The sequence below is a fragment of the Ketobacter alkanivorans genome, assembly GCF_002863865.1.
Classification (GTDB): Bacteria; Pseudomonadota; Gammaproteobacteria; order Pseudomonadales; family Ketobacteraceae; genus Ketobacter; species Ketobacter alkanivorans.
In genome coordinates, this window is sequence record NZ_CP022684.1 from 4,092,187 (window position 1) to 4,105,361 (window position 13,175).

General features: G+C 52.5%; 9 protein-coding genes. 6 read left to right on the forward strand and 3 right to left on the reverse strand.

Annotation, left to right across the window (positions count from 1 at the left end):
• The first annotated feature begins 350 nt into the window (after nucleotides 1–350).
• From Kalk_RS17555 to aceF, 5 genes are all read left to right on the forward strand, one after another.
• The gene (locus Kalk_RS17555) at nucleotides 351–2,711 is read left to right on the forward strand and encodes a DUF1631 domain-containing protein (protein WP_101895488.1); all 2,361 of its coding nucleotides are present in this window, start codon (nucleotides 351–353) and stop codon (nucleotides 2,709–2,711) included.
• Nucleotides 2,712–2,795: 84 nt separating this feature from the next.
• Nucleotides 2,796–3,344: a 1,6-anhydro-N-acetylmuramyl-L-alanine amidase AmpD gene (gene ampD, locus Kalk_RS17560; RefSeq protein WP_101895489.1), complete on the forward strand. Its 549-nt coding sequence runs from the start codon at nucleotides 2,796–2,798 to the stop codon at nucleotides 3,342–3,344.
• A gap of 74 nt (nucleotides 3,345–3,418) precedes the next feature.
• Nucleotides 3,419–4,282, forward strand: coding sequence for a hypothetical protein (locus Kalk_RS17565; RefSeq protein WP_101895490.1), 864 nt, complete (start codon nucleotides 3,419–3,421; stop codon nucleotides 4,280–4,282).
• A gap of 116 nt (nucleotides 4,283–4,398) precedes the next feature.
• Nucleotides 4,399–7,059 carry a pyruvate dehydrogenase (acetyl-transferring), homodimeric type gene (gene aceE / locus Kalk_RS17570; protein ID WP_101895491.1) on the forward strand — a complete coding sequence of 887 codons (2,661 nt, stop codon included), beginning with the start codon at nucleotides 4,399–4,401 and terminating at the stop codon, nucleotides 7,057–7,059.
• 15 nt (nucleotides 7,060–7,074) lie between these two features.
• Nucleotides 7,075–8,712 carry a dihydrolipoyllysine-residue acetyltransferase gene (aceF, locus tag Kalk_RS17575; protein ID WP_101895492.1) on the forward strand — a complete coding sequence of 546 codons (1,638 nt, stop codon included), beginning with the start codon at nucleotides 7,075–7,077 and terminating at the stop codon, nucleotides 8,710–8,712.
• Between the two features lie 38 nt (nucleotides 8,713–8,750).
• Here the strand turns inward: aceF and Kalk_RS17580 are convergent, their stop codons facing one another.
• The 3 genes from Kalk_RS17580 to cbiB form a co-directional block, all read right to left on the reverse strand.
• A complete protein-coding gene (locus Kalk_RS17580) occupies nucleotides 8,751–9,245 on the reverse strand; it encodes a hypothetical protein (protein ID WP_199767952.1) in 495 nt (164 codons plus the stop codon).
• A gap of 462 nt (nucleotides 9,246–9,707) precedes the next feature.
• Complete coding sequence (gene cobD, locus Kalk_RS17585; protein ID WP_101895493.1) at nucleotides 9,708–10,754, reverse strand: threonine-phosphate decarboxylase CobD; 1,047 nt, start codon at nucleotides 10,752–10,754, stop codon at nucleotides 9,708–9,710.
• Nucleotides 10,717–11,679, reverse strand: coding sequence for an adenosylcobinamide-phosphate synthase CbiB (gene cbiB, locus Kalk_RS17590; RefSeq protein WP_101895494.1), 963 nt, complete (start codon nucleotides 11,677–11,679; stop codon nucleotides 10,717–10,719). The genes cobD and cbiB overlap by 38 nt, the downstream gene beginning before the upstream one ends.
• 38 nt (nucleotides 11,680–11,717) lie before the next feature.
• On the opposite strand from cbiB, the gene Kalk_RS17595 reads away from it, so the two are divergent.
• A complete protein-coding gene (locus Kalk_RS17595) occupies nucleotides 11,718–13,175 on the forward strand; it encodes a cobyric acid synthase (protein ID WP_101895495.1) in 1,458 nt (485 codons plus the stop codon).

Sequence of the window (13,175 nt, forward strand, 5' to 3'; positions counted from 1 at the left end):
ATTGGATTAGTTGAAGGCTTGTTAGCGCACCCGGATAGTTCGGGATTTTACGGCAAAGTGGCAAAATTTACGAATATCAAAGGGTTACCGGTCGGTCAATTTGGCTGTCAAAAAAACGTCTCGAAATGAATAAAAAATAGACAAAAATCTTTGTGATCCATGTCCCAAATGGCTCTTAACCGACAGGTGAGATCACTAATTGTACCTATACTGCTATCAAAGGTGCTGCGTTCTTTAAGAACATGACAAAGTTTGTCAGGTGCCGAGGAAGGAAAGGATGACGCTCGCAGTAAACGGATGTTGAGTGAACTTTGTGTAACGATGTATGCGCATAGATGAGGCTATAAGCCATGAATCAGAAGCCAGAACTCCGATGTGTCAGTGGCAGCAATGTGCCCGCTGCCGCGAGTGGCTCAACTACAATGCAGAATGACAAGCCGCAATCTAACAACGGGTTGCCATCAGTGTTGATGAAGGCCCGTCGCGCTGCTTTGGAAGAGTTGCACCAGTTGCTGGGTGATGTTTTTGATAAGGCTGATGATACTTTCTTCGAATACGCCGAAAAAGCAGGCAATGACAAAGATAAAGATGTCTATATCGAAACTATGCGACAGTTGCGCCTTAATCGCAAAGAGATTGAGCGCAATTTCTATCAGCATCTGAATATCTTATTCAAGAAGTTGCCCCATTCTGGTGAGGCCAGAGACGGTGTGGAATTAGAGGCGGTTTCATCTCTGGAATCGCTTTCGTTGTTGGGCAATGATGATTTGGAAATGAACGTTGCTCTGGACAGCATGGCCGCCAAGGCGAAAGGTAAATTTGCCGATAAGATCTATCAGCTGAATACGCGCATGGAAGCGGTCTTGGTGCATGGGCACATTAAGGTTAGCGACAAGAACAACCCATTCCATCCGCAGCATGTGTGTGAGGCATTTAACGGAGCCTCACAGGTGGTGCAGTGTGATATTAAGAATCGGTTGGTATTGTACAAGTTGTTCGACAAGTTTGTTATTTCTGATTTCGATGTAGTGTTGGATACGGCCAATGCGGTGCTGGCCGATGCCGGTGTTTTGCCGGATTTGAAGGGCACACCCAAGCTGGCGTCTTTGCGCCGTAAATCAGCAGAAACCAAGCCTGAGCAATCCAAGGCAGATGGCCAGGAAAGTGTCGCCAAACAGGCCGCCAATGAATTTTTTGGTCAGCTGCAGATGCTGCTGGCTTCGGTGCGGGGTGTTCCAACCGTTACCGATATGGTGACTGGTCCAATTGGCTCCAGCGCTGTCGATGCCCGCGAAATGACCAACGCGGAATTGTTTGAGATATTGTCTCGCTTGCAACAGGTCCAGCCTCAAGGCGAAGACGTTATCAATGGTAAGATCAGCCTGCCCAAGGTGAATGTGCGTGGTGTTGTTTCCAACATGCTGCGTCAGCGTGAAAGTCAGCAGGGCCCTGAACGAGTGGGTCAAACCGACAGTGACGTAATCAACCTGGTGTCCATGTTGTTTGATTTCATTTTGGATGACGATAACCTGCCGGTGCCGGTTAAAGCGCTGCTGGGGCGTTTGCAGATTCCTTATCTGAAGCTTGCGATTCAGGACTACGGCTTTTTCAGTCGCAGTGGGCATCCAGCCCGAAAGCTGTTGAACGAACTGGCCAGGGCCGGTATTGGCCTGAATGAAGATCCAGATCACCTGCAACGCGACATGGTGTTCAAAAAAATACAGTCTACCGCACAGCGTATTTTGTCAGAATATCAGAAGGATTCCTCGCTGTTTGAGGAGTTGCTGCACGATTTTGGTCAGTTTATGCAGACCGAAGTGCGTCGCTCGCAGATGATCGAGCAGCGCACCAAAGCCGCAGAAGAAGGCAAAGCCAAAGCGCAGTTGGCAGAAAAAACGGCGCTTGAGACAGTGCGCCACCGTCTGGATGGGAAGACAGCGCCCGAGGTGGTTGTGCGTTTGCTTACCGACGGTTGGATGAGTGTGCTCAAACTGGTGTTTTTGAAGTACGGGCCTGAAAGTAACAATTGGCTGGGCGCGGTAAAAACCATTGATCACCTGCTATTGAGCGTTACCCCAACGGCGGATGCGGCGGCGCGGAAAAGACTGTTTAATATTGTGCCTATTCTGTTGAAGAATTTGCGCCAGGGCTTGAACAGCGTGTCTTTTAATCCCTTTGAAATGGGGGAGATGCTGACTGAGCTGGAGCAGCTCCAGATGCAAGTGCTGCGTGGTGAAGCGCCAGGGCAGCTGGACGGAGACCGTAAAGATCCCGCGAAAGATCTGGTAGCCGCCGTAACGGAAGATATGGAGCGCATGGGCGCCTCACCGGTTATTCCGGTTGCCACTAAGGGCGCGGCTCAGCAAACCGCTCGTAACGTGCGGGCCGAGCAAGTGATTGAGCTCGAAGCCCTGGCAGAAAACGACCCTTATCTGCAACAGGCGAAAGGCTTGAACGTGGGGGCGTGGCTGGAGTTTCGCGGTGACAACGGAGCCAAAACCCGCTGCAAGTTGGCTGCCCATATCAAATCAGCCGACAAGATGATTTTTGTGAACCGAACCGGTGTCAAAATTGATGAGAAGTCCACACTGGGCCTGGCTCATGCCCTGAAAAGCGGTGAAGTGCTGGTGCTGGAAGACTCGCAATTATTTGATAGAGCTTTGCAAAATGTGATTGGCAATTTGCGTAAAGTGAAAGAGGCCAACCTGTAAACCGATTTACACCCTTCCTGGCTGCCCTTGTGGCAGCTTTTTTTTGCCTGTAATTTAGTGGCTCTTGTGTCATGAGGGCTTCACGTGAAAATTGAGCAACATTTGCTGGTAGGTGCCAGGCAGGTGCCTTCTCCCAATTACAACTTGCGCCCTGTTGGTATGGAGCCGGATCTGATCGTTATTCACTGTATCAGTCTTCCTCCAGGCTGCTTTGGCGGCCCCCAGGTTGAGCAGTTTTTCCAGAATTGCCTGTGTACTGAGGAGCACCCGTACTTCCAGGAAATTAACGGTCTGCAGGTGTCATCCCATCTGTTGATTCGGCGAGATGGCGAGGTAGTGCAGTTTGTTCCATTTGATAAACGCGCCTGGCATGCAGGCAAATCCTGTTATGACGGGCGTGAAAACTGCAACGACTTTTCCATCGGAATCGAACTGGAAGGCACCGACGACGGCCCTTATGAGCCGGTTCAGTACGATCAATTAAAACGAGTGATTGAATTGTTGTTGGCGGCGTACCCGGCAATCCTGCCGCAGGCGATTGTGGCCCACAGCGATATTGCCCCTGGCCGCAAATCTGACCCCGGCCCCTATTTTGACTGGCAGGTGTTGCGCAAAGCCCTTGGACTGTCATGATTTGTAAACAGTTTTTTCGGGAAAGATAGCAATAATCTGTTAGGCTATTAAATAACAGTATTAAGGAGTGCTAAATGACATTGCTGGCATTGTTGGTTGCGTTATGGGGCGTAAAGGAATCCTACGTGCCCAACTATTTTGCCGAATGCCAGTGGGGCCAGTTCTATATGAAACGGGCTCAGCAGCTGTCTTTTCTTAATAACGCTCATCCCGCCCTGGGTTACGGCTTTTATATTCTTCCCCCTGTATTGCTTGCCTGGTATTTCGCCGAAATGCACGAGCGCTGGTTTTTCTCCTTTCTGGAGGCGGTGGCAGCGGTGATCGTGTTTGTGGCGTGTCTGGATTACCGTAAGGTTGAAGCAGGGCTGATCCCGTTTCTGAAGCGTTGGCGTAACCGTGAGTGGCAGTCAGCCTACGAACATGGCTCTCAGAGTTTTGACTATGGTCGCATGGTCAGCCCGGGCGAGTTGCTGAGCCAGACCATTACCCAGTATTGGGTGCGAGTAAATCAGACCCTGTTTGCGCCTTTGTTTTGGTTTGCCATTTTTGGTCTGGCTGGGTTGGTGTTGTATGCGCTGACATCCCTGCTGGAGCGTGAAACTGATGAGGACTGTCCGGGTTGGAAAAAAATCGGCATCGAATTTTTATACGCGCTGGATGGTGTGCCCGCTCGGGCCATTGCGCTCACCATCGCAGCATTGTGTTTTAACGGCAAAGTGGTCGCCGTTGCCATGCGTCGTTTCCGTGCGACCGATCGGGAAGCGGAAGTGGTGCTTAAGTTAGCGGTAAAGATGGGGTTGGATTTTCAGGATCTGCCCCTGGATGACGAAGAAATGGCCTCAGAAGGCGCTCGCCGCATCCATGCTGCTCAAGATTTGCGCAGTAACGTGTTCGTTTTTTGGTTAGTCGTACTTGCGGTTCTAACCATTATCGCCTGAGACAGAACATCCTCTGCCTCTCGGGTGCCCACAAATGTCATCCCAATCCTATACTGTTGAGAGTGACTTAATTTAATGCAGGGCCACAAGCCCTCGTGACCAGGAGTTTTGTCTATATGGCTCGTGAACGTTTTTATGGTGACAGTGATCCTGTCGAAACCCAGGAGTGGCTGGATGCGCTGGCCTCGGTGCTCGAAAGCGAGGGGCCGGAGCGGGCTAAATACCTCCTCGATAGAATGGGGGAGAAAGCGCGCCAGGCCGGTTTACAGGTCAATGACCTCACCACGCCGTACGTCAATACCATTGCCCCCGAATACCAGGCACAGATGCCGGGCGACCATTTTATGGAGCGCCGTATTCGCTCTTTGATTCGCTGGAATGCATTGGCCATGGTGCAGCGCGCCAACCTCACTGATGATGAGTTGGGCGGTCATATTTCCAGTTTTGCGTCTTCGGCAACGCTCTACGATGTGGGCTTTAACCATTTTTTTCGGGCAGCCAGTGAAACCTTCGGTGGCGATCTGATTTTCTATCAGGGTCACTCAGCACCGGGTATTTATGCGCGCGCTTTTTTAGAAGGCCGTATCAGCGAGAAGCAGATCGAGAACTTCCGTCGCGAAGTGAGTCAGGAGGGGTTGTCCTCTTATCCGCACCCGTGGTTGATGCCTAATTTCTGGCAGTTCCCTACTGTGTCTATGGGGTTAGGTCCGATCCAGGCGATTTATCAAGCCCACTTTATGAAGTACCTGCAAAATCGCGAGTTGATCAAGAAAGATGATCGCAAGGTGTGGGCGTTTTTGGGTGATGGCGAAACCGATGAACCGGAATCCCTGGGCTGTATATCCCTGGCAGGCAGGGAAAAACTCGATAACCTTGTGTTTGTGGTGAACTGTAATTTGCAGCGTCTGGATGGTCCGGTACGTGGTAACGGCAAAATCATTCAAGAGTTGGAAGGCGTTTTTCGTGGTGCCGGCTGGAATGTTATAAAAGTGGTTTGGGGCCGACGCTGGGATCCGTTGCTGGCTCGTGACGGTGAAGGGGTGTTACGCAAACGCATGGAAGAGTGCGTCGATGGCGAATACCAGAGCTTCAAAAACCATGGCGGTGCGTTTACCCGAGAGCATTTCTTCAACAAGTATCCGGAACTGGGTGCGATGGTTGAGCATATGAGTGATGAAGAAATTTATCAGCTCAATCGTGGTGGACACGATCCCTTTAAAGTATTTGCCGCTTACCACGCTGCCATGAATCACAAAGGGCAACCCACTGTGATCCTGGCCAAAACAGTGAAGGGTTATGGCATGGGGTCTGGTGAGGCTGCCAATAAAAGCCATCAGATGAAAACCCTGGATATGGAAAGCTTAAAGGCATTCCGCAACCGTTTCGACATGCCCTTTAACGATGAAGAACTGAAAAAGATTCCTTTCTATCGCCCGGCAGACGACAGTAACGAAATGCGTTATCTGCATGAGCGTCGCAATTCGCTGGGTGGGTATTTGCCTTCCCGCCGTACAGAAAGTGAAAAGCTGGAAATTCCAGAATTGGGTGTGTTTGGACCTTTACTGGAAGGCTCCGGTGGCCGTGAGATGTCCACCACCATGGCGCTGGTGCGGATGATGAATTCTCTTATCAAGCAGAAATCCATCGGTGAGCGTGTTGTGCCTATTGTTCCGGATGAGGCTCGTACCTTTGGTATGGAAGGCATGTTCCGGCAATTGGGAATATATTCTGCGGTGGGTCAGCTGTACAAGCCTGCCGATAGCGAGCAGGTGATGTATTACCGCGAGGATATCAAGGGCCGCATTCTGGAAGAGGGTATTAACGAAGCGGGGGCGATGTCTGCCTGGATTGCGGCGGCTACGTCCTACTCTGTGAACAATCACCCGATGATTCCGTTCTACATTTTCTACTCCATGTTTGGATTCCAGCGCATTGGTGATCTGGCTTGGGCTGCCGGTGATTCTCAGGCGCGTGGTTTCTTGATTGGTGCCACGGCCGGCCGCACCACTTTGAACGGGGAAGGCCTGCAGCATCAGGATGGTCACAGTCATGTGCTGGCGTCCACCATCCCCAATTGCGTGGCCTATGATGTGGCTTACGCCTATGAGCTGGCGGTGGTTCTACACGATGGTTTGCGGCGTATGTATCAAGAGCAGGAAAACGTCTTCTATTACATAACCGTTGAGAACGAAAACTATGAGCATCCTGCCATGCCGAAAGGGGCGGAAGCGGGCATTCTCAAAGGCATGTATTTGCTGAAAGAGGGCGATGGCAACAACAAGTTACGCGTTCAATTGCTGGGTAGCGGTTCTATTCTGCGTGAGGTGGAAGCAGCTGCTGAGTTGTTGCAGGACGTTTATGGGGTGACTTCCGATATCTGGAGTGTTACCAGCTTCACCGAGTTGCGTAATGAAGGGTTGCAGAAGCAGCGCTGGAACATGTTGCATCCGGAAGAAGAGCCGAGGGTGCCCTATGTCACCAAGGCACTGCGGGCTCGTAAGGCGCCGGTGGTGGCCGCTTCTGATTACATCAAAACTCACGCGGATCAGATTCGTCCCTTTGTGCGCAATCATTACACTGCATTGGGTACGGATGGCTTCGGGCGCAGTGATTCCCGTGAACAGCTGCGTCATTTCTTTGAAGTGGATCGTTACTTCATCACGGTGGCTGCATTGAATTCCCTGGCGGACAAAGGCCTGTTGGGCCGCAGCAAGGTGGCCGACGCCTTGCGCCGTTTTGGCATCAAGGCAGAAAAACCCTACCCACCTCATGTGTGATCAAGGAGAACGACCGTGGCAGTGAAAGACGTGTTAGTGCCCGATCTGGGTGGTACAGATGGGGTGGATGTAATTGAATTATCCGTGCAACCTGGTGATCGGGTTGAGAAAGAAGATACCTTGTTGGTTCTCGAATCCGACAAAGCAACAGTGGAAGTGCCATCACCGTTCAGTGGTGTTGTCTCCTCATTTTCTGTATCCATCGGCCAGACCGTGAAAGAAGGCGATGTGGTGGCGCAGATGGAGGTGGAGGAGGCAGGCGCTGCGGCCGCTACCAGCAAGCCCAAAGATAAAGCCCCTGAGCAGCCTGCTGCGATGGCCTCAAGCCAGCCCAGTCGTGCTGCCAGTGAGACGGCGGGTAAAGCGGAAGCCGCAGCTGCCAGCAGCAGTCAGGTGGAAGTGGTGGCGGTGCCGGATATTGGTGGTGCCGAAGATGTCGAGGTGATTGAGGTTTCCGTACAGGAAGGCGATCAGCTTGAAGCGGAACAAACCATGGTGGTGTTGGAATCCGATAAAGCAACCATGGAGGTGCCTTGTCCTACAGCGGGAACCGTGCGTAAGGTGCTGCTTAAAGTGGGCGACAAGGTGTCTCAGGGTGCGTCTGTTCTGGAGTTGCTGGTGGTGGGTAAGGCTGATGTTGCCAGCGCCAAGGCAGATAGCAGGCCCGCCGCTGATCCTGATCCTAAACCGGTCCCTAAATCGGCCCCTAAACCGGCCCCTAAATCAGATATTGTAGATAGAGGCCCGAGCAAGCGGGTTCATGCTGGCCCCGCAGTGCGGCGGTTGGCGCGCGAGCTGGGCGCGGATCTGGCTGAGGTTAAAGCCAGCGGCCCCCGTGCTCGTATCCTTAAAGAAGATGTGCATGCGTACGTTAAAGGCCGTATGCAGGGTAAGTCGGATACCGTCGTTGCAGGTTCGGGTTTGCCGCCGTTGCCAGAGATTGATTTCACTAAATGGGGTGAGGTAGAAACCGTTGAGCTTGGTAAGATCAACAAGCTGAGTGCGGCTAATCTGCATCGTTCCTGGGTGCACATTCCCCATGTGACTCAGTTTGATGAAGCAGATATCACCAGCCTGGAAGCATTCCGTAAAGCTGAATCGGCAGCGCTGAAAGAGCAAGGTGTAAAGTTGACCCTGCTGGCGTTTATGGTGAAGGCCTGTGCGAAGGCGTTGCAGGCGTATCCGCGTTTTAACAGCTCTTTGAATGCACAGGGCACTCATCTGATCTTCAAGCAGTATGTCAACATTGGCATCGCTGTGGATACGCCTAATGGACTGGTGGTGCCGGTGATTCGTGATGCGGATAAAAAGTCGGTGACAGACATTGCCAAGGATATGCAAACGCTCAGTGAAAAGGCGCGCGCCAAAAAACTGTCTCCTGGTGATATGCAGGGTGGTTGTTTCTCTATTTCATCGTTGGGTGGGATCGGTGGAACGGCCTTTACCCCCATCGTGAACTGGCCAGAGGTATCGATTCTTGGAGTGTCGCGTTCGCAGATGAAACCGGTGTACAACGGTAAGGATTTCGAGCCCAGGTTAATGGTGCCGTTGTCTCTTTCCTATGATCACCGGGTGATAGACGGCGCTGAAGCTGCTCGGTTTACTACCTATTTGTCCGAGCTATTGTCTGACATTCGGCGACTGTTGTTGTAAATCATTCGGTTCTGCGGGTAATCCATTGTCGCTGAAGGTTAAGCGGCAATGGATTTTCTGGCGGTAGGGAATTTAGCGCAGCAGCTTTTGAATTCATCTCGCTCTTTAAAGCTGATGGGGCGATCCATAAAACAGTTCTGCCAGGCTAAGGTCAGGTCTTCTGCGTTGCTGTTGGCACTCAAAGTCACGCCTTTATGTTGATAAATCATCCAGGCGATCGCGGTTGCGTAGCGTAGGTTGGTAGCCAGTTCGCTATGGGGTGATTTTGGAAACTCATGTTGTGATGCCATGCCGCGCACGTGGCTGGCGAGTTCGCAGTCCATCGCTAAATAATGATCCCATACGGCCTGATGCATGGCCTCGGTAATGCCGTAAATGCCAATACCATCACTGCGTTGGAGGTGGTGGCCCATTTCCGATTGATGGCAAGCCGTTGCCTGCAAAAGTCGCTCGGCAACCGGAGATTCTTCGCCCAACTGTTTTAATGTGGGTTGGATTACATACTCTAGGAACTCATGACAGTTAATGCCCATGATTCTACTCCTGTCAAAACACCGTCTTTAGCTATACAAAGCAAAGAGCTTGCCAGTTATCATGGCGTGCGTTTTGTATTCGCTTACTATTAAGATCGGCCTGAACCCGGAATGTTTCAATGAAATAAAGGTTGATTAATGTTGCGTTTGGTAATGTTTGGGAATAACGCGAATTGGGTTGTGTGCCCATTTTTGTCAGAAACTGCCTTGGAAAAGAATAACTTTGCAGTGAATGCTTGAAAGCGCCGATGGAAGCCGCCCAGTTACTAAGAACCGTAATGCATGAAGGACAGGCTTATAGCGGCCAATGGGCATAAAAGTTCGTAAAAAAACAGCTTAACTCTTAGGCTTTGATATAGGTAAGGGTTCTTAAATGGGCTTCTTATATGAAAAAGCGTGTTAACCATTCTTTCGCTTTGCTCAGGCTGAATAAGCCTCGTGATTTGCGAAATGCGAAAACTGTTAAGAATTCCAACACTGCAAGGCAGATTGCAGCCGCTGCAGACCGGGTTTTGTCGTCAGTCCGATTCTGATTTTTCCCCATTGTTCAAACAGCCTCAACAGGACGCCTTGTTGCGCGCAGTGATTATATAACTGCGCAGCCTTATTTGATTCCAGCTGCAGGGTGCAGAACAGCGTGTCGCAACTGATGCTGTGTTGATCAAAATGTTCCAGCAATATTGCTTTTAACTTGATGGAGCTTTGCGCCAGGCGCAGGCGGTTTTGTTGCTGCCAGTGCGTGTCCTGCAAGGCGAGGCTTGCTACATAGGCGGCTGGGTGGCTCACTGCCCAAGGGCCCAATACAGAGCGCAGCGTTTGTTGCAGGTGTTCATTGCAGTAAATGAAGCCCAGCCGCATCCCTGCCAGGCCAAAAAATTTTCCCATAGAGCGCAGTACGATCAGATTGGCAGGCAGTGTTGAGTTGCCAGCAAACACCGAAACTTCCGGTGTCGCGTCCATAAAGGCCTCATCCACCAGCAGGGTGCCTTGCAAAGTATTGAGTGTGTCGGCGAGCGCTATCAGCTCATCGCGCTCGTATCTGTTTGTGGTCGGGTTGTTGGGGTTAATGACGACCACAACATCATGTTTTTGCAGCGGTAGTGAAGGCAGATCATCGTACAAGCGGATCTCATGCCCCAGTTTTTGCCACCAGTAGCGGTGTTCTTCATAGCCTTCACGGGGAATCCAGGTGCGGGCCTGTGGGAACAGGGTTGGCAGGGTTTGAATTGCCCACTGGCTGCCAGGAATGGACAGCACCTCTGCGCCGTAATAATGGTGCGCGGCGCTTTCCAGTTCGGCATAGGAGTCAGGCAGTCGCTGCCAGACGGACAGGGGAATGTCTGGTGGTTGCCAGGAATACGGATTGATGCCTGTGGAAAGATCCAGCCACTGCGCCAGGGGAATAGAGAACAGATCGGCGGCGGCGTGCAGGCGACCACCGTGCTGTGGTGCATCCAGGTTTTGCATGATGTTATCCACCTTGTTGCAGAGAAAACTGGATGACGCCATACAGGATGCCCGGTATGACTAAACAAAGCGCTATACAGATGACCAGGCTGCGATCCACCAGCCGATTAGCTGCAATGATGTGGCGCGGGCAAGCGGGCGTGTTGCCACCGTAGTAGGGCTTGTGCAAGAGCGTGCCGTGATAGGTGGCCGGCCCACCCAGTTGTACATTCAAAGCCCCGGCTCCGGCGCACATTACGGGGCCACCGTTGGGGCTGCTCAGTTGATGGCTGTGTTGCCGCCAGCTGGCAAGCGCCTGGTGTCGGTTGCCAGCCAGGGCATAACACAGGGCGCAGATGCGGGCAGGAAAATAGTTCAGTAGATCGTCGAGTTTGGCTGCGGCCCAGCCAAAATGCAGATAGCGCCGGTTGCGATATCCCCACATGGCATCCAGCGTGTTGGCCAAGCGATACAGCACGGCTCCACTGCCCCCCAGTAACGTAAACCAGAACAGTGCTCCGTAAATGCTGTCGTTGCCGTTTTCCAGTACCGATTCGACAGTGGCTCTGGCGCAACCGGCTTCGTCCAGTTGTTGGCATTCGCGGCTCACGATCATGCTGGTGTGCTGGCGGGCCAGGGGCAGGTCTGCTTGCTCTAACGCACGGTGTACCCGCAGACTGTGCTCAAACAGACTTGTGCGGCCTACACACAGATAGAGCAGCAATATATCGAGTGTGATACCCAGCAGCGAAGCCCCTAGCCAGGTTTGTTGCAGCCACCACAACGCCAGCGGCACGGGTGTCACCGCCAGCAGCCAAGCCAGTAGCCCCAGCAATCGCTGCCGGGTTCTGCTCGCCGGATGATTGATGCGCGATTCCAGGCGCCCGGCCAGACGACCAAAGCCCACCAGGGGGTGATACTGCTTGGGCTCCCCCAGTAACTGGTCCAAACCCAGTGCAATCAAAATTTTAATCACTACAATAGGCACGTCTTCGAGCCCGCCGAAAAAAAGGAAGCGATTGTAGCATGACTGCCAAGACTTTGATGGTGCAGGGCACCACCTCCGACGCTGGAAAATCCACTTTAGTGGCAGCGTTGTGTCGGGTTTTCGCCCGTCGTGGTACCAAAGTGGTGCCGTTTAAACCACAGAATATGGCATTGAACAGTGCGGTGACGGCCGACGGTGGTGAAATTGGCCGTGCCCAGGCGTTGCAAGCGGCAGCGGCGTGGCTGGAGCCCATGGTGGACATGAACCCAGTGTTGCTAAAGCCCACCACGGATATTGGGGCGCAGGTCATTATTCACGGTAAGGCTCGTCATCAGATGGATGCTGTTGGCTATCACCAGTACAAAACCATTGCCATGAACGCTGTGCTGGAGAGTTATCAACGGCTGAAGCATCAGTATGAGTTGATTATGGTGGAAGGTGCTGGCAGCCCGGCAGAGATCAATCTGCGGGATCGTGATATCGCCAATATGGGGTTTGCTGAAGCGGTAGACTGCCCCGTGATTTTGGTGGCGGATATTGATCGAGGCGGTGTTTTTGCTCATCTGGTGGGCACGCTGGAACTGCTGAGCGAATCCGAGCAGGCCCGCGTGAAAGGGTTTGTGATCAATCGGTTCAGAGGCGATATCGCCTTGTTGCAAAATGGCTTGGATTGGCTCGAGCAGCGCACAGGCAAACCGGTGCTGGGGGTGTTGCCCTATCTGCATGGCCTACACATTGATGGAGAAGATGGCATTAACCCTGTGGAGATGGCAGATAAGGCGGCGGACTCCCTGAAGGTGGTGGTGCCGGTGTTGCCACGCATAAGTAACCACACCGATTTTGATCCGCTGCGGTTGCACCCTCAGGTGGATTTTCACTATGTGGGGTCAGGGCAGCCGATTCCCCCGGCGGATCTGATTATTCTACCGGGCAGTAAAAACACCATTGCCGATTTACGCTGGCTGAAAGACAACGGCTGGCAACAGGCGCTGCAGAAGCATCTGCGCTACGGTGGCAAGCTGATGGGTATTTGCGGTGGCTTCCAGATGTTGGGCCATCAGCTGTTGGACGAGTTGGGCATTGAGGGCGTGCCTTCACAGGAACAGGGCTTCGGTTGGTTGGACATGGAAACCCGGCTGCAGCCGGAGAAGCATTTGAAGCGTCGACAAGGCGCACTGTTGCCCGGCAACGAGGCTTGTACTGGATATGAGATCCACGCGGGTGTCAGCACTGGAGAGGCCTTGTCCATGCCGTTGGTTCGGTTCGACAATGGCGAAGTGGATGGTGCCCGTTGCACCGATGGGCAAGTAATCGGCACCTATCTGCATGGCATATTTGATTCGCATACAGCGCTGGAGGCTGTTTTGCGCTGGGCGGGTGTACAGCAGGTGGAAGTGTTCGATTATAACGCCGAGCGGGAGCATCACATCGACCGTTTGGCAGACTCTGCCGAACAGCATCTGGATATGGAGGCTATCGACGCAATTTTAGGATGA

What these genes read in the sequence shown, in the direction of transcription:
- Kalk_RS17555 (WP_101895488.1), top strand. Translation starts at nt 351, where the DNA reads ATGAATCAGAAGCCAGAACTCCGATGTGTCAGTGGCAGCAATGTGCCC.
- Kalk_RS17565 (WP_101895490.1), top strand. Translation starts at nt 3,419, where the DNA reads ATGACATTGCTGGCATTGTTGGTTGCGTTATGGGGCGTAAAGGAATCC.
- aceE (WP_101895491.1), top strand. Translation starts at nt 4,399, where the DNA reads ATGGCTCGTGAACGTTTTTATGGTGACAGTGATCCTGTCGAAACCCAG.
- Kalk_RS17580 (WP_199767952.1), bottom strand. Translation starts at nt 9,245, where the DNA reads ATGGGCATTAACTGTCATGAGTTCCTAGAGTATGTAATCCAACCCACA.
- cobD (WP_101895493.1), bottom strand. Translation starts at nt 10,754, where the DNA reads ATGGCGTCATCCAGTTTTCTCTGCAACAAGGTGGATAACATCATGCAA.
- Kalk_RS17595 (WP_101895495.1), top strand. Translation starts at nt 11,718, where the DNA reads ATGACTGCCAAGACTTTGATGGTGCAGGGCACCACCTCCGACGCTGGA.